The organism is Martinezella lusitana (assembly GCF_016901135.1).
Classification (GTDB): Bacteria; Pseudomonadota; Alphaproteobacteria; order Rhizobiales; family Rhizobiaceae; genus Rhizobium; species Rhizobium lusitanum_D.
Map to the genome: position 1 here is coordinate 392,371 of NZ_JAFEVL010000010.1, position 18,724 is coordinate 411,094.

Genomic DNA, 18,724 nt, shown 5'->3' on the forward strand with positions numbered 1-18,724 from the left:
GCCGGTTTCAACAGCCGGCGGTTTCCGCGTATAATTCGGCGCGGCAGCGGAGGAATACAATGACCGAAGCACAGGAATTCGAGCGTGCTCTCGACGGCAGCGACAAGAATGTTGCCTCGTTCGAGCACCAGGATGTCTCTCTTCTCAAACGCGTGCAGCATTTCTTGCATTCGACGCCGGCCGCCGTGCCGTTGATCGTGCTGGTGCTGGCGATCATCATCTTCGGCTTTGCCATCGGCGGCCGTTTCTTCTCCGCCTACACGCTGACGCTGATCCTGCAGCAGATCGCCATCGTCGGCATTCTCGCCGCGGCGCAGACGCTGGTCATCCTGACCGCTGGCATCGATCTTTCGATCGGCGTGATCATGGTCATTTCCTCCGTCGTCATGGGCAATGTCGCCGTCACCTACGGCCTGCCGACGCCGATCGCCATTATTGCCGGCATGGTTGCGGGCGGTATCTGCGGATTGCTCAACGGTTTCCTTGTCGCCAACATGAAGCTGCCGCCGTTCATCGTGACGCTCGGCACGTGGAATATCGTCATGGCGACGAATTTCATCTATTCCGCCAATGAGACCATCCGCGACACCGATGTCGATGAAAAGGCGCCGCTTTTGCATTTTTTCGCGATCAGCTTCCGGCTCGGCGGCGCGGTGCTGACGCTCGGTGTCATCGCCATGGTGCTGCTGGTGTTGGTGCTATGGTATATTCTCAATCACACAGCCTGGGGCCGGCATGTCTATGCTGTCGGCGATGATCCGGAGGCGGCAAAATTGTCGGGCATCCAGACCAAGAAGGTGCTGCTTGCTGTTTACGGCGTTTCGGGGCTGATCGCGGCCTTTGCCGCCTGGGTTTCGATTGGCCGTAACGGCTCGGTCTCACCATCTTCGGCTGTGACGGATTTCAATCTTCAGGCAATTACCGCGACCGTGATCGGTGGCATCTCGCTCTTCGGCGGCCGTGGCTCGATCCTCGGCGCTCTGTTCGGCGCGATGATCGTCGGCGTCGTATCCATGGGCCTCAACATGCTCGGAGCCGATCCGCAGTGGAAGGTCCTCCTGACGGGCGTGCTCATCATCGGCGCCGTCGCGATCGATCAATGGATCAGAAAGGTATCGGCATGACCACGACTGGCGAACCCCTTCTCACCGCGCGTGGCCTCGTCAAGCGCTATGGACGCGTGACTGCGCTCGACAATGCCGATTTCGATCTTTACCCCGGCGAAATCCTTGCTGTCATCGGCGACAACGGCGCGGGAAAATCCTCGCTGATCAAGGCGATTTCCGGCGCGGTCACACCCGATGAAGGTGAGATCATGCTGGAAGGCAAGCCTGTCCATTTCAGGTCGCCGATGGAAGCGCGCGAGGCCGGCATCGAAACGGTCTATCAGAACCTCGCGCTATCGCCGGCGCTCTCGATCGCGGACAACATGTTCCTCGGTCGCGAGATCCGCAAGCCCGGCATTCTCGGCTCGGTATTCCGTATGCTCGACCGGCCGGCGATGGAAAAGCGCGCCCGCGACAAGCTCACCGAGCTTGGCCTGATGACGATCCAGAACATCAACCAGGCGGTGGAAACGCTCTCCGGCGGTCAGCGTCAGGGCGTGGCCGTGGCACGTGCCGCCGCCTTCGGCTCCAAGGTCGTCATCATGGACGAGCCGACGGCGGCACTCGGCGTCAAGGAAAGCCGCAAGGTTCTCGAACTCATCCTCGACGTGCGGGCTCGCGGCTTGCCGATCGTGCTGATCTCGCACAATATGCCGCATGTCTTCGAGGTGGCGGACCGCATCCATATCCATCGCCTCGGACGCCGTTTGACCGTGATCAATCCCAAGGAATACACCATGTCCGATGCCGTTGCCTTCATGACCGGCGCCAAGGCTCCGCCGGTGGAGACTGTCGCTGCATGAGTGTTGCGCTCGAGGACGTCGCCGGCGAGATCGTTGCACGCGCCGGCAACGCAAAACGTATCCTGGTGGCGATTGCCGGCCCGCCTGGCGCCGGTAAATCGACGCTGGCGGATAACGTCGTCGAGGCGTTGAAGGCCAAAGGCGAAAGCGCCGAGGTCCTGCCGATGGACGGCTTCCACATGGACAATGCCGTCCTGATCGAAAAGGGGCTTCTGAAGCGGAAGGGCGTGCCCGAAAGTTTCGACGTGCGCGCCTTTCTCGATATCGTCAGGGCTGTGCGGGCTGCCGATCAGGAGGTGCTCGTGCCGGTCTTCGACCGCTCTCGCGAGATTGCCATCGCATCGGCCCGCGTCGTTTCGCCGGATCACCGGTTCATCGTGATCGAGGGAAACTATCTGCTGTTCAGCCAGGGAAAATGGGCGGAGCTTGAAGGCATGTTCGACTATTCGATCATGCTGGCGCCGCCGATGGAAGTGCTGGAGCAGCGGCTCTGGGAGCGCTGGAAGGGCTATGATCTCGACGACGAGGCAGCCCGCGCCAAGGTCTACGGCAATGATCTGCCGAACGGCCGGCTGATCCTGGAAAACCGTCGCCCGGCCGACGTCACCATCGACATCGTGCAGGATTAAACCTCGCCATCATTTAACCACCGTCGCGGATTGTTTTGCGGTGGCGGTTGATGCTATCGAAGCGCGACAGCACAAAGCGTGATCCCGAAAAGTGTGAAGCGGTTTTCGGAAGAGATCATGCTCCCATTCCAGAGGTCGCGCCCATGCAAAAGCTCACCATCCGCCGTCCCGATGACTGGCATCTGCATCTGCGTGACGGAGCCATGCTCGAAGGCGTGATCGGCGACACCTCCAGGCATTTCGCCCGCGCCATCATCATGCCCAATCTCGTGCCGCCAGTCGTGACCACGGCGGATGCGACCGCCTATCGCGAGCGCATCCTGAAGGCATTGCCGACCGGCGCCCGCTTCCAGCCGCTGATGACGCTCTATCTCACCGAGCACACCAGCCCCGACGATGTCGAGGCAGGCAAGACGAGTGGTCTGATTACGGCCGTCAAGCTCTACCCTGCGGGGGCGACAACCAATTCCCATGGCGGCGTGCGCAATCTCGACAAGGCAATGCCGGTATTGGAGCGCATGGCGAAGATCGGCCTGCCGCTCTGCGTCCATGGCGAGGTGACGACGCCGGAGGTGGATATTTTCGATCGTGAGGCCGTGTTCATCGAAACCGTGCTCGATCCGTTGCGAAAGCGCCTGCCGGAGCTGAAGGTGACGATGGAGCATGTGACGACATCGGACGGCGTGAACTACATCAAATCGGCAAAGGCTAATCTCGCCGGCTCCATCACGACGCATCATCTGATCATCAATCGCAACGCCATCCTCGTCGGCGGCATTCGTCCGCATTACTATTGTCTGCCCGTCGCCAAGCGCGAAAGCCACCGCCAGGCGCTGCGCGCGGCCGCCGCGAGCGGCGATATCAGGTTCTTCCTCGGCACGGATTCGGCTCCACATGTCGATCCGCTGAAGGAATGCGCCTGCGGCTGCGCCGGCATCTATACTTCGATCAACACGATGAGTTGCCTCGCGCATGTCTTCGAGCAGGAGAATGCACTGGACAGGCTGGAAGCTTTTGTCTCGCTGAACGGGCCGGCCTGGTATGGACTGCCTGTCAATGAGGACCGGATCACGCTGGTACGCCGGCCGGAAGCGGTCACTTTCCCTGAAAAGATAGAGACCGGTGCAGGCCCCGTCACGGTGTTCGACCCGATGTTCTCGTTGCATTGGGATGTCGAAGGCTGAGTTCAGATTTTGAGTATATAAGCATAAGTTAATTTAATGATCTATATTAGCGGTAAAGTATTCGTGTCTTGCCGCTAAATGGGACGTATATTTTATTTAAATGCATTTTCTTTATTATTTGCCGTAACCAATTCGATACCCCTTGAGGGCTAGCCTGTCACTGATCCCCTACGGTAATGATGAGACCGTCGAAAGAGCATGATGCTGGTCGATTACAATTCCCTCCTTCTCGCCCTTGGCGTTTCCGCGTCCTGCCTCGCGGTCACATTGGTGGGAAGCTGGTTTTCTCGCCGGCCTGATACCTTTCTGCTGACGTGCTCTGCCGGCCTGGTGCCAATCGTGGCCGGCATTTTCATATATGGCGCCTATGTCGACAGGCCGCGGCCGATTTTTGCCATTCTGACTTTTGTGTTGTTCTTCATCGGCTTCGCGACGATCTGGGTGGCCGGTCACCAGTTTCGCACCCGCCGCCTTTCGAAAATTCGCTTCTTGTTTGGTTGCCTCACCGGTATCGCAGCGTCGGTGCCCGCCATGCTTGTCGGTTATGACGGCCTGGCTTTCATCGGTGATAACGTCGTCATCAGCCTGCTCTTGCTGCTGACCGCGCGTGAATATTGGCTGAGCCGCCATGAGGCGCCCACGCCGCTCTATGGCATTACCGCGCTTTACACATTGACCGCGATCTCCTTTGCACTTTGCGCGGCTGTGTTGATCGCGGACGGCAAGCTCGTGCTTGGCCATGCGCCGGATAATTGGGCGGAAGATTTCAGCCTTGCTGTCTGCATTGCCGGAATGACCGGGATCGGCGCGCTGTCGCTCGCTCTGCATCAATGGCGTCAGGCCGCGCTGCACCGGCAGGAGGCGATCACCGATGCGCTGACCGGACTGCTGAACCGCCGCGCGCTTTTCAATCTCCATGGCGGCCGCTCCTTCGGTCCGTCGATGGCTGTCATCGTCTTCGACATCGATCGCTTCAAGACGATCAACGATCAGCATGGCCACGCTGCCGGCGATCTCGTGCTCAAGTTTTTCGGTCAGGACCTATCCGCGGGCTTGCGCGCTTCGGACACGGTGGCTCGGCTCGGCGGCGAGGAGTTTGCGCTTGTGCTCGACAATACGCTGCCCGGCCGCGCCGAGCAGGTTGCCGAACGGGTGCGCGATGCTTTTGCGGCACGAACAATCAGCATTGACGACAAATCCTTGACCTGCACGGTCAGCGCGGGTGTTGCGACCGGCACGGTCGAAGGGGTCGGCTTCGATGATGTCCTTCGCGCCGCCGACAAGGCGCTTTATGAGGCGAAGCGCAATGGCCGCAACCGTGTCGAGGTCGCGGCCTATCTGCACGCAGTCTAGCAAAACATTTCGTTAGAAACGCTGGTAGCCTTTATGGAACGCTCAGAACAGGGCCCGCACGAAGGCGCATGCCGCAAGCAGGGATGCCAGCGTGCGCACATGGTTCCACCGCGTCCAATCGCTGAGATAGCTCGACCATAGTTGCGCGCCCTCAGCCGTGTGGCCATCGACCTTATCCAGGGCGTCGTTCAGCGGCACGTTGAACACCATGGTCGAAAGAAAGCTGGCGACGATATAGAGCACGGCGCCTGTCAGCATCAGCACGCTGACACCGCCCCGCCAATAAAGGATTGCCATGACAGCAACGAACACCGATAGGGCGGCCGTCAACAGAAACAGCACGATGAAGGGCGAGCGCACGATCGTCGTGTTGATCGATTGCATGGCAGCGATTCCCTGATCTGCTGGAAGGCGGGCAAAGGCCTGCATGATGAATGTCGAAAACGCAAAGTAGATTCCGGCGATAAGGCCGCTGCCGAGGGCCGCGACGATAAGGGCTATATTCGTGATCGGAAAGGTCATGGCTAGATGCTCCAGATGCCGCTTGCGGCCGTTTCTCGGGCATAATCGGAAAAATCCCTCGGCCGCCTTCCAAGGATCTGTCTGACGCCATCCTCGACGCGCGAATTGCGCCCGTCCAGAACCTGCGTGAAGAGTTCATGCAGAAGATCGGTCGTCTCGCGCGGCAGACCTGTTGCGGTCATTTCAGCCATGAAAGTATCTATCGGGACCCTCTCGTAGTCTATGGCCCGCCCGGAAGCCGCCGCGATTTCGGAAACTGCGTCGCGGAACGTCAGGGCGCGAGGTCCCGTCAGCTCATAGGTCTGGTTGCGGTGGCGCGGATTGGTAAGGGCCTCGACCGCGACGTCGGCAAGATCGGCGGCATCGACGAAAGGCTCGGGCACATCGCCGACCGGCAATGCTAGCTTTCCCTGGAGAAGCCCGTCCAGAAAAGCGCCCTCGCTGAAATTCTGGTTGAACCAGCTGGCGCGAAGCACGGTGTAGTCCACACCGACAGCCTTGAGTTCCTGTTCGCTGAGGACAGCTCCGTCCTCGCCACGGCCAGAGAGCAGGACGATGTGCCCTACACCAGCCTCGACCGCCGTCTTTGCGAAGGCCGAGATCGCCTCCGCCGCCCAGGCGACAGCGAGATCTGGTTGGAACGTGACATAGGCGGCGGAGGCACCTTCCAGCGCCTGATGCCATGTGTCGCGGTCCTGCCAATCGAAGGCGGGCGTCGTCGAGCGCGAAGCGGCGCGGACATCGATGCCGCGATCTTTCAGGCGCTCGGCAACGCGACCGCCGGTTTTTCCCAATCCGCCGATGATGGCGACAGTTGAAATCTGCATGTCAGGCTCCTCCATCTCAAAATGTGATAAACTCTCTCATTTGCAAAATGTGATAAACTCTCTTATATGGATTGTCAACGGTGGCAGACGAGGAATGAGATGGCGCAGGAACCGGTTGCGAGACGCAGGCGTAGCAAGGATGAGGCAGGCACCCCGCGTCGCATCCCCAGCCAGCAGCGCGGCCGCGAACGCGTCGAGCGCATATTGGCCGTGGCGACGGAGCTGATCGCTAGGAATGGCAGCGATGCGCTGCGCATGGGAGAAATCGTCGAGAAAGCGGATGTGTCCTTCGGTTCGCTCTATCAATATTTCCCCGACAAAACGGCGATCATCCGCGTCTTGGCCGAGCGCTTCAACGAGCAGGGGCGACTATGCGTCGAGGACGAGCTGCTGACAATAAAGAGTACCGATGACCTCCAGGCTGGGCTCGGTCGCATTGTCGACGGCTATTATGCGATGTTTCTTGGCGAGCCCGTCATGCGCGATATCTGGCACGCCACCCAGGCGGACAAGCTGCTGCAGCAGGTCGATGCCGAGGACATGGAATGGCATTCACAGGCCTTTCTTGCCGTCCTTAAACGTCTTTGGCCTGAGCGTGACGATATGGAACTCGCACGGATCGCCCGGTTGACGATGCAGCTGGTCGCGGCCGCGGTTCGCTATGCGATCTCGATCGAGAAGGAAGAGGGCGACAGGGCGATCGCGCTGTTTAAGGCGATGCTGCCTGCCGATCTCGGCGCAGTCCAATAGACGCTCCAAACTGCTGCATGTTGGCAATCCGGCCATGCCGATGGCGGATGCATGCAAAACCTTCTATTCGTCTGGAAACCATTGCCGCTAGCTGCTATTGCCGCTGAAACATTCCAGCTGCGAAGGAGGCCCGCATGACCCAGATGACTTTTTCCGATCGCGCCGTCATGGCTGAGTTGGTCGCCAGGATGCTTTGGGAGATCAAGGCGGTGCATTTCAGCGCCGACAAGCCGTACAGGCTGGCCTCCGGCATGGCGAGCCCGGTCTATATCGACTGCCGCAAGCTGATCTCCTATCCGCGCATCCGCTCGACGGTCATGGATTTCGCCGCCAGCCTCATCGTCCGCAATGCCGGCTTCGAACAGTTCGATTGCGTTGCCGGCGGCGAGACCGCGGGCATCCCCTTCGCTGCCTTCCTGGCCGAGCGGCTGAACCTGCCGATGATCTATGTCCGCAAGCAGCCGAAGGGTCATGGTCGTAATTCCCAGATTGAAGGCCATATGCCCGACGGCGCCCGCGTGCTCGTCATCGAGGACCTGACGACGGCCGGCGGCAGCATGTTCACTTTCATCGATGCCATCCGCGCCGCCGGGGGCATTGTCGAGCACGGCATGGCGCTGTTTTATTATGATATCTTCCCGGAGGCGAAGGAGCGGTTTGCCAACGGCAAGGTCCGGCTGCATCATATCGCCACCTGGCGCGATGTGCTTGCTGTCGCCAGGGAACAGAAGCTGTTCGACGACAAGACGCTCGAGGAAGTCGAAGCCTTTCTCAACGCGCCGCTTGTCTGGTCGGGACGGAATGGCGGCGTTTCGGAGCTTCCCAAAAAGTGATGCTTTGCTTTTGCCATGAATTTATCTAATCGATTTATGAGACTGGACACGACAGACGCGCTCTTTGGGAGGCCGGAATGATATTGTGCTGTGGCGAAGCTTTGATCGATATGCTGCCGCGGGATACGACGCAGGGCGAAAAGGGCTTTGCCCCCTATGCCGGCGGCGCGATCTTCAACACCGCGATTGCGCTTGGCCGTCTCGGCGTGCCGACGGGTTTCTTCACCGGCATCGCCGACGACATGATGGGCGATATCCTGCGCGAGACGCTTGCGGCCGCCAAGGTGGATTACAGCTATTGCGCCATCGCTCCCCGTCCGAGCACGATCGCTTTCGTCAAGCTCGTCAACGGCCAGGCGACCTATGCCTTCTACGACGAAGGCTCCGCCGGCCGCATGATCACCGGGGCCGACCTGCCGACCCTCGGCGATGATTGCGAAGCCCTGCATTTCGGTGCGATCAGCCTGATCCCCAACCCGTGCGGCGAGACCTACGAGGCGCTGATGAAGCGCGAATATCAAAGCCGGGTGATCTCGCTCGATCCGAATATCCGCCCCAGCTTCATCAAGGACAAGCAGGCGCATATGGGGCGCATCGGCCGCATGGCGGCCATGTCCGATATCCTGAAATTCTCGGACGAGGATCTGGAATGGTTCGGCATCGCTGGAAACCATGACGAATTGGCTGCCCACTGGCTGAACCAGGGCGCCAAGCTCATCGTCATCACCAAGGGTGCCGAGGGTGCTACGGGCTATACGAAGTCGCTGAAAGTCACGGTTCCGAGCGAGCGCGTCACCGTCGTCGACACGGTCGGAGCCGGCGACACCTTCGACGCCGGCATTCTGGCATCACTGAAGATGAACGGCCTGCTGACCAAGGCGCAAGTCGCCGCCCTGGACGAAAAGGCGCTGCAGGATGCGCTGGCGCTCGGCGCAAAGGCTGCGGCTGTTACGGTGTCTCGTGCAGGTGCCAACCCGCCCTGGGCAAGTGAGATCGGGCTTTAATTTAACCCTCCCCTTGAGGGGGAGGGTCGGCACGCAGTGCCGGGGTGGGGTGATCCTTTAGGCGTTCCGGCGCGGAGAGCCGTTGTCACCCCCACCCGCCGCTTCGCGGCGACCTCCCCCCTCAAGGGGGAGGTGAATAAGCGCCTTACTTCGCGCGGCTTGCCAGCGCAGCCACCAGCCCCTGCGTCGAGGAATCGTGGCCGGCTGCACTTTCCTTGCCTTCGACAACAGGCAGCAGGCCGGTTGCCAGTTCCTTGCCGAGCTCGACGCCCCACTGGTCGAAGGAGTTGATGCGGAAGAGGACGCCCTCGACGAAGACGCGGTGTTCATAGAGCGCGATCAGGCGGCCGAGCGCATAGGGCGTCAGCTTGTCGTAGACGAAGGTGATCGACGGGCGGTTGCCGGTGAAGACGCGGTGCGGCGCGATGAAATCGGCCTTTTTGTCGTCCATGCCCTTGGAGGTGAGCTGCGCCTTGGCTTCCGCGAAGGTCCGGCCCTTCATCAGCGCTTCCGACTGCGCCAGGCAATTGGCCATGAGCAGCTGATGCTGGTAGCGCAGCTCCGGCTCGAAGCCGTTCGCGGCGATCATGAATTCGGCCGGGATGACGCTCGTGCCCTGGTGGATGAGCTGGTAAAAGGCGTGCTGGCCGTTGGTGCCGGGCTCGCCCCACACGACCGGACCGGAATTGCCTTCGACCGGCGTGCCATCGATGGTGACGCCCTTGCCGTTCGATTCCATGTCGAGCTGCTGCAGATAGGCCGGGAAGCGCGACAGGCGCTGGTCATAGGGCAGGATGGCGCGCGTCGGATAGCCGAGCACGTTGCGATGGTAGAAGCCGATGAGGCCGAGCAGCATCGGCAGGTTTTCCTTGAACGGCGCCTTGCGGAAATGGTTGTCCATCGCATGCGCGCCATCCAGGAACTTGCCGAAGTTTTCCGGGCCGACGGCGATCATCAGCGGCAGGCCGATGGCCGACCAGATCGAGTAGCGGCCGCCGACCCAATCCCAGAAGCCGAAGACGCGTTCGCTGTCGATGCCGAAGGCGGCAACCTTGTCGAGCGCCGTCGAAACGGCGGCGAAATGGTGCTGCACCGCGGCCTCGCCGAGCGCATCGGCGATGAACTTGCGCGCCGTCTGGGCATTGGTCATCGTTTCGATTGTCGTGAAGGTCTTCGATGCGACGATGAACAGCGTCGTTTCCGGCGAAACGAGCTTCAGAATGTCGGCAATGTGAGCGCTGTCGATGTTGGAGACGAAATGGGAGCGCGGGCCGTCATGGAAGGGCGCGAGCGCCAGCGTCGCCATGACCGGGCCGAGATCGGAGCCGCCGATGCCGATGTTGATGACGTCGGTAATCGCCTTGCCGGTCGAGCCCTTCAGCGCGCCGGAGCGGATGCCGTCGGCGAACTTACCCATGGCTGCCAGCACGCCGTTGACGTCAGGCATGACATCCTTGCCGTCGACGAGGACCGGCGTATTGGAGCGGTTGCGAAGTGCTGTGTGCAGCACGGCGCGGTTTTCGGTGAAGTTGATGGCGACGCCCGAGAACATCTCTTCGCGCTTGGCCGCAATGCCGCCTTCGGCCGCGAGCTTTTCGAGAAGGACGAGGACATCGTCGTTCACCGCGGTCTTGGAATAGTCCATCAGCAGATCGTCGAACGAAGCGTTGAAGCGGGAGAAGCGTTTGGGATCGGCGGCAAAGGCGGCGCGGATATCGGTGGCCTTCGTTGCCGATGCGGTGCTCTTCAGTTGTTCGACGAGGGCGTTCATGGGAGGCTCCTTGCGGTTCGCGCCGCTTGCCGTCAGACGGGCCGGGCGCTTTGAGTTTGGTCGCGAAAACTATTCCCTATGTAGGGCGCAAATCAAGTTCACGTATCATCCAAAAACGAAAAAAGGCCGCTCGCCGGCAAAGGCGAGCGGCCTCCTGAATGGCATGGAATTATATCAGCCGCGCAACTCCTTGCGCAGGATCTTGCCGACATTCGATTTCGGCAGCTCCGCACGGAATTCGATGAAGCGCGGGCGCTTGTAGTTGGTGAGGTTGGCAGCGCAATGCGCTCTGACATCAGCCTCGGTCAGCGCCGGGTCCTTCTTGACGATGAAGAGCTTCACGGCCTCGCCGGAATGCGGGTCCGGGACACCGACCGCCGCCGCCTCGAGAACGCCCGGATGCATCACGGCGACCTCCTCGATCTCGTTCGGATAGACGTTGAAGCCCGAGACCAGGATCATGTCCTTCTTGCGGTCGACGATCTTCGTATAGCCGCGCTCGTCCATGAAGCCCATGTCGCCGCTGCGGAAGAAGCCGTCCGATGTCATCACCCGCGCGGTTTCCGCCGGCTGCTTCCAGTAGCCGGCCATGACCTGCGGTCCACGGATGCAGATTTCACCGACCTCGCCGAGCGGCAGCGAATTGCCGCTTTCGTCGCGAATATCGAAATCGGTGCCCGTGATCGGCAGGCCGATCGTTCCGGAGAATTCGGAGCTGTCGAAGCGGTTGGCGCTCGCGACCGGCGACGTCTCGGAAAGGCCGTAGCCTTCGGTGATCCAGGCGCCCGTCATCTTCTGCCAGCGCTCGGCCACAGGCCGCTGCACCGCCATGCCACCGGCCAACGTCGCAGTGTTCGACAGGTCGAGCTTGGTGAATTCGGGATTGTTCATCAGTGCGTTGAACAACGTGTTCAGGCCGGGGAACATGTCGAACTTGTATTTGCCCAGCTCCTTGATGAAGCCCGGTATATCGCGCGGGTTGGCAACCAGCACGTTATGGCCGCCGATCGACATGCCCATCAGCGAGTTCACCGTCAATGCGAAGATGTGATAGAGCGGCAGCGCGCAGACGAAGGTCAGCTGCTCGGGCCGCGGCTTGTTGATATAGGCGGACTGCAGCCAGAGCAGCAATTGCAGCTGGTTGGCTAGCAGATTGGAATGCGTCAGTATCGCACCCTTGGCAACGCCGGTCGTGCCGCCGGTATATTGCAGGAAAGCGATGTCGCTGCCGGAGAGTTCGGAAGGTTTCAGCGGCAGGCGCGCGCCTTCGGCGATCACGGCCTTGAAATTGCGATGGCCGGGGATGGACCAGGCCGGCACCAGCTTCTTCACCTTGCGGACGATGAAATTGACGATATGGCCCTTCACGCCCAGCATGTCGCCGAGAGAGGTGACGACGACGTGGCGAACATCCGTATGCGCCAGAACCTGCTCCACCGTATGGGCGAAATTCTCCAGGACGAAGATCGCCTTGGCGCCGCAATCGCGCAGCTGGTGCTCGAGTTCACGCGGCGTATAGAGCGGATTGACGTTGACGACGACGAGGCCGGCGCGAAGTATGCCGTAGGTGGTGACCGGATTTTGCAGCACGTTCGGCATCATCACGGCAACACGATCGCCCTTCTGAAGGCCGAGGCTTTGCAGCCAGGCGGCGATCTTGCGCGTTTGCGTGCCGAGGTCGCGATAGGTGATCGATTTGCCCATGCTGGTGAAGGCGAGCCGGTCGGCGTAGCGCGCGCAGCTTTCCTCCAGCAGCGCGACGAGTGATGCATGCTCCAGCGGCGGCAGCTCGGCCGGTACGATGTCCGGATAGGAGGCAAGCCATATTTTTTTGACTTGCGGTCTATCCGAAGGAGCGGAGACTGAATTCATGCGCACTTCCTCCTCTACGCATCATAACCAGCCCCGCCGCTTGCGCGGCGGTTATGTAAAGTGTCACTGCGCGACGGAAAAGTCTCCCGCTTTTCATATCGACGCAGCTTTCGCTCTCAACTAAATCATTTGAGCCCAATGAAAGCTACAATAACCTTGACGTAAACGTCAATAATTACCGTGCGCTCACGTTTTTTTACAGTTTTGAAAAAAATGCTGGAACTTTTGCGGTAACGGAGCGTTAATAGGGCCGTTGAAGCATACCCATGGGAGCATCGTGTTGCCCTTAATGAGCAGATCGGACGCTCCAAAGTTTATGTGACGCGTATCCAAAAGGAGGTGCGCATATGCATAATGAGAGTGCCGAAATCTCTGGCCGTGACCTCTACGTCAAGGACATGTCGATGCTGGTCGCTTGCGACCGGGTCGAGGGATCCAAGGTATTCGGTTCGGACGGCAGGCAGATTGGTCATATCGAGCGTCTGATGCTTGAAAAAAGCGATGGACGCATCGCTTTTGTCATTCTGAGTTTCGGCGGCTTTTTCGGCATCGGTCAGGATCACTACCGGTTGCCTTGGGAAAAGCTGCGCTATGATGCTCGTATCGACGGCTATCGCGTCAGCATGACCAAGAATGACATCGAGAAAGCGCGCCGCTTCGCGAGCAAGGACGAACACGACCATAAGGATCATGTCCATAAGAGCCATGATTATTTTGGCGTGCCGCCCTATTGGATGTAAGTACGCCTGCAGATCCGGTCACATGAGCCCCGCCGGCGCGGGGCTTTGGCTTGTGCGGCTTTATAGAAACCGCCCGTGTCTTTGCACGACCTCGATCTTATAACCGTCGGGGTCGGTGACGAAGAAGAGCAGGGCGAAAAGCTTCCCATCGCGATTGAGTTCGACGATCTTGCCGGGATTAAGCCCGAGTGTGGCCATGCGCGCATGTTCCTCTCTCAACTCTTCGACCGAGACGGCAAGGTGGCCATAGGCTTCACCGAGCGTGTAAGGCTCGTTGCGGCCCTGGTTGACTGTCAATTCCAGCTCGAAACCGGTCTCGGCATTGCTGAGATAGATGAGCGTGAAGGTCGGGAAGTCGACGCGGTCGGCGACCTCGAGCCCGAATGCCTTTTTGTAGAAATCGACCGAACGTGCCTCGTCGAGCACGCGGATCATCGAGTGAATCATCTTGGCCATCGGCGCCTCCATAGATCATCTGAGCATCCTCCAAGCCAATGCCACCGGCCGTCGGACAAGACAAGTGCGTCGGAGTGGTGCCACGCCAACATTCAACTATTGAGATTAAGACGCGCTCCGGGGCTTCTGAATTTCGGTCAGTCTGCTTACACTCCGAGCATTCAGGCAAACGGCCCGATCGGCCGAAGCCGACTGATGTTCGAAGGGGGAACCTATGTACTACGCTATCCTGGCCTATCACGAAGAGGGCGTCGTGGAATCCTGGAGCGAGGAGGAGGATGCGGCGCTCATGGCCGAGCTGCTCCAAATCAATGATCGTCTCGTCAAGGAGAAGTCGCTCGGGCCGGCGGCGCGCCTTGGTCAGACGCAGCGCGCCGTGACCTTGCGGGGGAAGGGCGCCGGCATGGTCATCGACGGTCCCTTTGCCGAGACCAAGGAGCAGTTGCTCGGCTTTTATGTCGTCGACTTTCCGACGCTCGACGCGGCCGTCGGACTGGCGCGTGACCTGCGTCGCGCCAATCCGACCGCAGTCTATGAGATCAGACCGATCTCGCTTTACCTGCCCGGAGCTCCATTGAGCGCGCGCGAGGAGGATTAGCAACGTCTTCGGCACCCTTGATGGCTGCGCCCACTGCCTGAAACGGCAATGCTTTCCGATCTCAGTGCGGCTGCAGGCCGATCTTGCGGGTTATCGAATGTTCGATCAGTTCCATGCCGTCATAGATCAGCACCGCCATCAGGCCGACGATCAGGCCGCCTTGTAGGATGAAGGCGGTGTTGTCGTTGATCAGCCCGGCGATGATGACCTCGCCGAGGCCCTTGGCGGCGACGGTGGAGCCGATCGTCGCCGTGCCGATATTGATGACGGTCGCGATCTTCAGTCCTTCGATGATCAGCGGCAGGGCAAGTGGCAGCTCGACGCGGAACAGCCGCTGCCAGCCATTCATACCCATGCCGTCGGCGGCATCGAGCACGGAGGCCGGCACCTGCTGCAAACCGGCGACGGTGTTCTCGAAGATCGGCAACAGCGCATAGAGGAAAAGCGCGATCAATGTCGGGACCGCGCCGAAGCCGGTGGTGGAAATGGCGAGCGCCAGCACGGCAACCGGCGGAAAGGTCTGGCCGGCATTGGCGATCGCCCGCGAAAGCGGCAGGAAGTCGGCGCCGACCGGTCGCGTGACGAAGATGCCGCCGAGCACCGCCAGGATGCCGCTCGCGCCGATCGAGATAACGATCAGCTCGAGATGGCTGAGGGCAAGGCTCGGCAGACTGTTCTGCGTATAGATCGGCGACGCCCCGAATTTTGTCAGCGGCGCCAGGATCGGCGTCAGCCATTCCGGACGGAACAGCAACACCAGCAGCAGTGCCAGCGCCAGGAGGCGGAAGAGATTGGCGGCGAGAAGTTTCATGCTTTGCGGCCCAGCTCTATCAGATGCTGGATCGAGATCGAACCGACGGGCACCTTGCTCTCGTCCTCGACCGAAGCCTCGTCGGCACCCTGCCAGATCAGTTCGGCCAGCGCGTCACGCAGATTAAGCGTTTGCGGCAGGCTGTAGCCGAGACCGGGCCTGAGAGGCTGCATGCTCTCCTTCAGCGGCAGCAACGACATCAGCTTCAACGCGCGGTCGGACGTGCCGGTCAATTGCTGCACGAAGGGATCGGCCGGCTCCGTCAGGATCTTCTCGGGCTCGGAACATTGCAGCAGCTTGCCACCGCTCATGACAGCGATCTTGTTGCCGAGATGGAAGGCCTCGTCCATATCGTGGGTCACGAGAATGACGGTTGTGCCGAACTGTTTCTGGATTGCCAGCAGGTCGTCCTGCGCCTTGCCGCGGATGACCGGATCGAGCGCGCCGAAGGGCTCGTCCATCAGCAGCAATTCCGGCTCGGCGGCAAGCGCGCGGGCGACGCCGACGCGCTGCTGCTGGCCGCCGGAGAGCTGGCTCGGATATTTGGCGGCGAAGGTGCCAGGATCGAGATGGAAGAGATTAAGGAGTTCTTCGACGCGCTGGTCGATACGCGTCTTGTCCCAACCAAGCAGCTCGGGGACGGTGGCGATATTCTGTGCGACGGTGCGGTGGGGAAACAGCCCGTGGCCCTGGATGGCATAGCCGATGCGGCGGCGCAGCTCCGTCGCCGGCACGCTCATGATATCCTCACCGCCAACAGAGATATGGCCCTCGGAGATCGGCACGAGACGGTTGATCATCCGCATCAGCGTCGACTTGCCGGAACCGGACGTGCCGACGATGACGGTGATCGTGCCCTTCTCCATGCTCATGCTGACATTGTCGACCACAGTGGCGCTGCCGTAGCGTTTGGTCACGCCTTTTAGCTCGATCATGGCGGTCATGCGCGTTGTCCCCGGATGCTGTCGATGACCGCATCGAGGATGACGGCCGATGAGAAGGCGAGAAAGACCGTCGGCACGGCGCCGAGCAGCACCAGGTCATTGGCCGTCTGGCCGATGCCCTGGAAGATGAAAATGCCGAAGCCGCCGCCGCCGATCAGGGCCGCGACGGTGACGAGGCCGATCGCCTGCACCAGCACGATGCGGATGCCGGTGAGGATGACCGGAAAGGCGAGCGGCAGGTCGATGCCCGTCAGGATCTGCCTTCGCGTCAAACCCATGCCGGCGGCGGAATCGCGCACGGAGGGGTCGACGCCGGCAAGGCCGACGACGGTGTTGGCGACGATCGGCAATAAGGAATAGATCACCAGTGCCACCAGCGCCGGCGCCACGCCGATGCCCTGGATGCCGATCGCGGCGGCGAAGGGAACATGGGCGGCGATATAGCCGAGCGGCAGCATCAGGATGCCGAACAGCGCCAGGCTTGGAATGGTCTGCACCAGGCTCAGCGCCCGCAATACCACGGCGCGCAGGCGCGGCTGCCAAAAGCAGAAGATGCCGAGCGGCAGGGCGAGCACGATGGCGATGGCGACGGAACCGAGAGACAAAAACATGTGGCCGAGCGCCTCGCGCCAGAATTTGTCGGCGTTATTGCCATATTCCTTCATGATCGACAGATTATCGAGCAGGCCGGAGCGCAGAACGGCGGCGAGCAGGGCGGCATAGAGCGCCAGCGCGGCGACCCTAAGCCAGGGCGTCAGCCGAAGCTTCACCAGCGCATCCGAGATCATCAACCCCACAACGGCCAGCAGCACCCAGAAGGAGCCGCCGGGCGTAATGCGCGCCACGGTGCTTCCCGTCGGCGTTGCCGCCGTCGAAACAAGCCCGAGCGTGACGATGAGCATGGCGATCGCAAGGGTGCCGATGCCGAGGCGAAGAAACTGATTGCGCAGGAAAAGCACGGCGAGGGCGGCGGCCACGAGAAGGGCAAGCAGGACCATTGTGGCCGGCTGGCCAAGAAGCTGCGTGAGCAACTGCGGCTTGCCGGCGGCGATGCGGTTTGCCTTGACGATGATGAACGGCATCAAGGCCGCCGCCAGCGCGCCGCCCGCCACCAGCACCACTCCGAGACGGTCCACTCTGCGGACCGCTAGCGCATCTTCCATAAGGCAAGCTCCGTCAGCGCATGAGCCCAAAAAATGAGGCGGTTTCGGACAAGATCATGCCCATTTTAATGTCCCGCGGCTCCACTTTATCAAAACGGAGCCGCGAGATCAGCGGCGAAGCCCTACTTCAGGAAGCCATTGTCCTTGAGGTAGGATTCGGCGACGGCCTTGGCCGGCTCGCCATCAACCTGGATGCGGCCGTTCAGCTTGCGCAGCACGTCGGCGGTCAGGCCCTTGAAGACCGGAGCCAGAACCTCTTCGATCTTCGGATTGGCCTTGAGCACGGCCTCGCGGATGATCGGCGTCGGCGCGTAGACCGGCTGAACGCTCTTGTCGTCTTCGAGAACCGTCAGTTCGGCCGCCTCGATGGCGCCGTCGGTGCCATAGACCATGGCAGTGTTGACGCCGTTGGTCTGGTCGGCTGCCGCCTTGATCGTCGCCGCCGTATCGCCGCCGGAGAGCACGACTTCCTGGTCGGGCTTGAGCTGGAAGGCGTAGGTCGTCTGGAATGCCGGCAGGGCCGCCGGCGAATTGACGAACTCGGAGGATGCCGCGATCTTCACGGGACCGCCGCCGGCAACCCACTTGCCGAAATCGGACATGGTCTTCAGTTTTGCCGGGCCGGCGACATCGCTGCGCACGGCGATCGCCCAGGTGTTGTTGGCGGGCGAAGGCGTCAGCCAGACGATCTTGTTGGCGTCATAGTCCAGCTTCTTGGCGAGATCGTAGCCCTGCTGCAGGTTCTTCCAGGCCGCATCGTCGGCCTTGTTGAAGAAGAAGCCGGCATTGCCGGTATACTCGGCATAGATGTCGATCTCGCCGGCGGTGATCGCCTTGCGCACGACCGGCGTCGTGCCGAGCGCGATGCGGTCCTGCGCCTTGATGCCGTTGGCATTGAGCGTGGCGAGGATGATGTTGCCGAGCAGGGTGCCTTCGGTGTCGATCTTGGAGGAGACGACGACGTCGGCGGCGCTGGCACCGCTGGCGAGGAAGGCCGTCAGCGTGGCGGCAAGTGCAAGATTCTTGAACATGATGTTTCCCTTTGTACCCCGTTAAATCTTTGTTTTGCAGGCCCGCGCCGCCTCAAAGCCACTGTCCGGACACACAAGTGTTCGTGTGAGCCGATGACCCACAAGCGAATTTCTGGCTGCTGCGGGCAATTAGCGCTCATCGAGAAAAACGATGTCGCTTCGGTTTCCCGCAGCAGTCGCGCGATTATGACGAGCGTACTCGACATTCGCGCGAAATTGGATTTCTTTTTTCGGGGGCAAGTGCGTTTGTTTTTGTTCCCCTTACCCGTTTGACGCTGTTCCGATCTCATTTTCGTGGCTGGACCAGTTAGGCGACGAAGAAACGAT

19 protein-coding genes are annotated in these 18,724 nt (G+C 60.7%); 10 read left to right on the plus strand and 9 right to left on the minus strand.

Going from position 1 to position 18,724, the window contains the following annotated elements; genetic code table 11:
- The first annotated feature begins 59 nt into the window (after window positions 1-59).
- From JTP94_RS04875 to JTP94_RS04895, 5 genes are all read left to right on the plus strand, one after another.
- Window positions 60-1,124, plus strand: a complete 1,065-nt coding sequence (locus JTP94_RS04875) for an ABC transporter permease (protein WP_204849407.1) — start codon at window positions 60-62, stop codon at window positions 1,122-1,124.
- Window positions 1,100-1,909, plus strand: a complete 810-nt coding sequence (locus JTP94_RS04880; protein WP_204849408.1) for an ATP-binding cassette domain-containing protein — start codon at window positions 1,100-1,102, stop codon at window positions 1,907-1,909. The genes JTP94_RS04875 and JTP94_RS04880 overlap by 25 nt, the downstream gene beginning before the upstream one ends.
- Window positions 1,906-2,538, plus strand: coding sequence for a nucleoside triphosphate hydrolase (locus JTP94_RS04885; RefSeq protein ID WP_204849409.1), 633 nt, complete (start codon window positions 1,906-1,908; stop codon window positions 2,536-2,538). The genes JTP94_RS04880 and JTP94_RS04885 overlap by 4 nt, the downstream gene beginning before the upstream one ends.
- Before the next feature lie 143 nt (window positions 2,539-2,681).
- Window positions 2,682-3,722: a dihydroorotase gene (gene pyrC / locus JTP94_RS04890; RefSeq protein WP_204849410.1), complete on the plus strand. Its 1,041-nt coding sequence runs from the start codon at window positions 2,682-2,684 to the stop codon at window positions 3,720-3,722.
- Between the two features lie 201 nt (window positions 3,723-3,923).
- Complete coding sequence (locus JTP94_RS04895) at window positions 3,924-5,075, plus strand: GGDEF domain-containing protein (RefSeq protein ID WP_204849563.1); 1,152 nt, start codon at window positions 3,924-3,926, stop codon at window positions 5,073-5,075.
- Window positions 5,076-5,117: 42 nt separating this feature from the next.
- Here the strand turns inward: JTP94_RS04895 and JTP94_RS04900 are convergent, their stop codons facing one another.
- Both JTP94_RS04900 and JTP94_RS04905 read right to left on the minus strand, forming a co-directional pair.
- The gene (locus JTP94_RS04900; protein WP_204849411.1) at window positions 5,118-5,597 is read right to left on the minus strand and encodes a DUF1772 domain-containing protein; all 480 of its coding nucleotides are present in this window, start codon (window positions 5,595-5,597) and stop codon (window positions 5,118-5,120) included.
- Window positions 5,598-5,599: 2 nt separating this feature from the next.
- Window positions 5,600-6,424 carry an NAD(P)H-binding protein gene (locus JTP94_RS04905; RefSeq protein WP_204849412.1) on the minus strand — a complete coding sequence of 275 codons (825 nt, stop codon included), beginning with the start codon at window positions 6,422-6,424 and terminating at the stop codon, window positions 5,600-5,602.
- 99 nt (window positions 6,425-6,523) lie between these two features.
- Between JTP94_RS04905 and JTP94_RS04910 the strand changes: the two genes are divergently transcribed.
- From JTP94_RS04910 to JTP94_RS04920, 3 genes are all read left to right on the plus strand, one after another.
- Window positions 6,524-7,174, plus strand: a complete 651-nt coding sequence (locus JTP94_RS04910) for a TetR/AcrR family transcriptional regulator (RefSeq protein ID WP_204849413.1) — start codon at window positions 6,524-6,526, stop codon at window positions 7,172-7,174.
- A 134-nt stretch (window positions 7,175-7,308) separates the two neighbouring features.
- On the plus strand, window positions 7,309-8,007 hold the full coding sequence (locus JTP94_RS04915) for an orotate phosphoribosyltransferase (RefSeq protein WP_204849414.1): 699 nt from the start codon (window positions 7,309-7,311) through the stop codon (window positions 8,005-8,007).
- A gap of 77 nt (window positions 8,008-8,084) precedes the next feature.
- The gene (locus tag JTP94_RS04920) at window positions 8,085-9,011 is read left to right on the plus strand and encodes a carbohydrate kinase (protein ID WP_204849415.1); all 927 of its coding nucleotides are present in this window, start codon (window positions 8,085-8,087) and stop codon (window positions 9,009-9,011) included.
- Between the two features lie 145 nt (window positions 9,012-9,156).
- On the opposite strand, the gene pgi is transcribed toward JTP94_RS04920, so the two are convergent.
- Both pgi and JTP94_RS04930 read right to left on the minus strand, forming a co-directional pair.
- The gene (gene pgi, locus JTP94_RS04925; RefSeq protein ID WP_204849416.1) at window positions 9,157-10,782 is read right to left on the minus strand and encodes a glucose-6-phosphate isomerase; all 1,626 of its coding nucleotides are present in this window, start codon (window positions 10,780-10,782) and stop codon (window positions 9,157-9,159) included.
- 174 nt (window positions 10,783-10,956) lie between these two features.
- Entirely contained in the window at window positions 10,957-12,654 is a 1,698-nt protein-coding gene (locus JTP94_RS04930) for a long-chain fatty acid--CoA ligase (protein ID WP_204849417.1), read from the minus strand.
- A 347-nt stretch (window positions 12,655-13,001) separates the two neighbouring features.
- On the opposite strand from JTP94_RS04930, the gene JTP94_RS04935 reads away from it, so the two are divergent.
- On the plus strand, window positions 13,002-13,394 hold the full coding sequence (locus JTP94_RS04935) for a PRC-barrel domain-containing protein (RefSeq protein ID WP_204849418.1): 393 nt from the start codon (window positions 13,002-13,004) through the stop codon (window positions 13,392-13,394).
- A gap of 60 nt (window positions 13,395-13,454) precedes the next feature.
- Here the strand turns inward: JTP94_RS04935 and JTP94_RS04940 are convergent, their stop codons facing one another.
- Window positions 13,455-13,850 (minus strand): VOC family protein, encoded by a 396-nt coding sequence (locus JTP94_RS04940; RefSeq protein ID WP_204849419.1) that lies wholly within the window; start codon window positions 13,848-13,850, stop codon window positions 13,455-13,457.
- A gap of 214 nt (window positions 13,851-14,064) precedes the next feature.
- On the opposite strand from JTP94_RS04940, the gene JTP94_RS04945 reads away from it, so the two are divergent.
- On the plus strand, window positions 14,065-14,448 hold the full coding sequence (locus JTP94_RS04945) for a YciI family protein (protein ID WP_204849420.1): 384 nt from the start codon (window positions 14,065-14,067) through the stop codon (window positions 14,446-14,448).
- A gap of 61 nt (window positions 14,449-14,509) precedes the next feature.
- Here JTP94_RS04945 and JTP94_RS04950 read toward each other — a convergent pair whose 3' ends face one another.
- The 4 genes from JTP94_RS04950 to JTP94_RS04965 form a co-directional block, all read right to left on the minus strand.
- Window positions 14,510-15,259, minus strand: coding sequence for an ABC transporter permease (locus tag JTP94_RS04950; RefSeq protein WP_204849421.1), 750 nt, complete (start codon window positions 15,257-15,259; stop codon window positions 14,510-14,512).
- Entirely contained in the window at window positions 15,256-16,194 is a 939-nt protein-coding gene (locus JTP94_RS04955) for an ABC transporter ATP-binding protein (RefSeq protein WP_246754661.1), read from the minus strand. Before JTP94_RS04955 ends, JTP94_RS04950 begins: the two co-directional genes overlap by 4 nt.
- A gap of 5 nt (window positions 16,195-16,199) precedes the next feature.
- On the minus strand, window positions 16,200-17,366 hold the full coding sequence (locus JTP94_RS04960; protein WP_204849423.1) for an ABC transporter permease: 1,167 nt from the start codon (window positions 17,364-17,366) through the stop codon (window positions 16,200-16,202).
- Between the two features lie 122 nt (window positions 17,367-17,488).
- The gene (locus JTP94_RS04965; protein WP_204849424.1) at window positions 17,489-18,397 is read right to left on the minus strand and encodes an ABC transporter substrate-binding protein; all 909 of its coding nucleotides are present in this window, start codon (window positions 18,395-18,397) and stop codon (window positions 17,489-17,491) included.
- Between the last annotated feature and the right edge of the window lie 327 nt (window positions 18,398-18,724).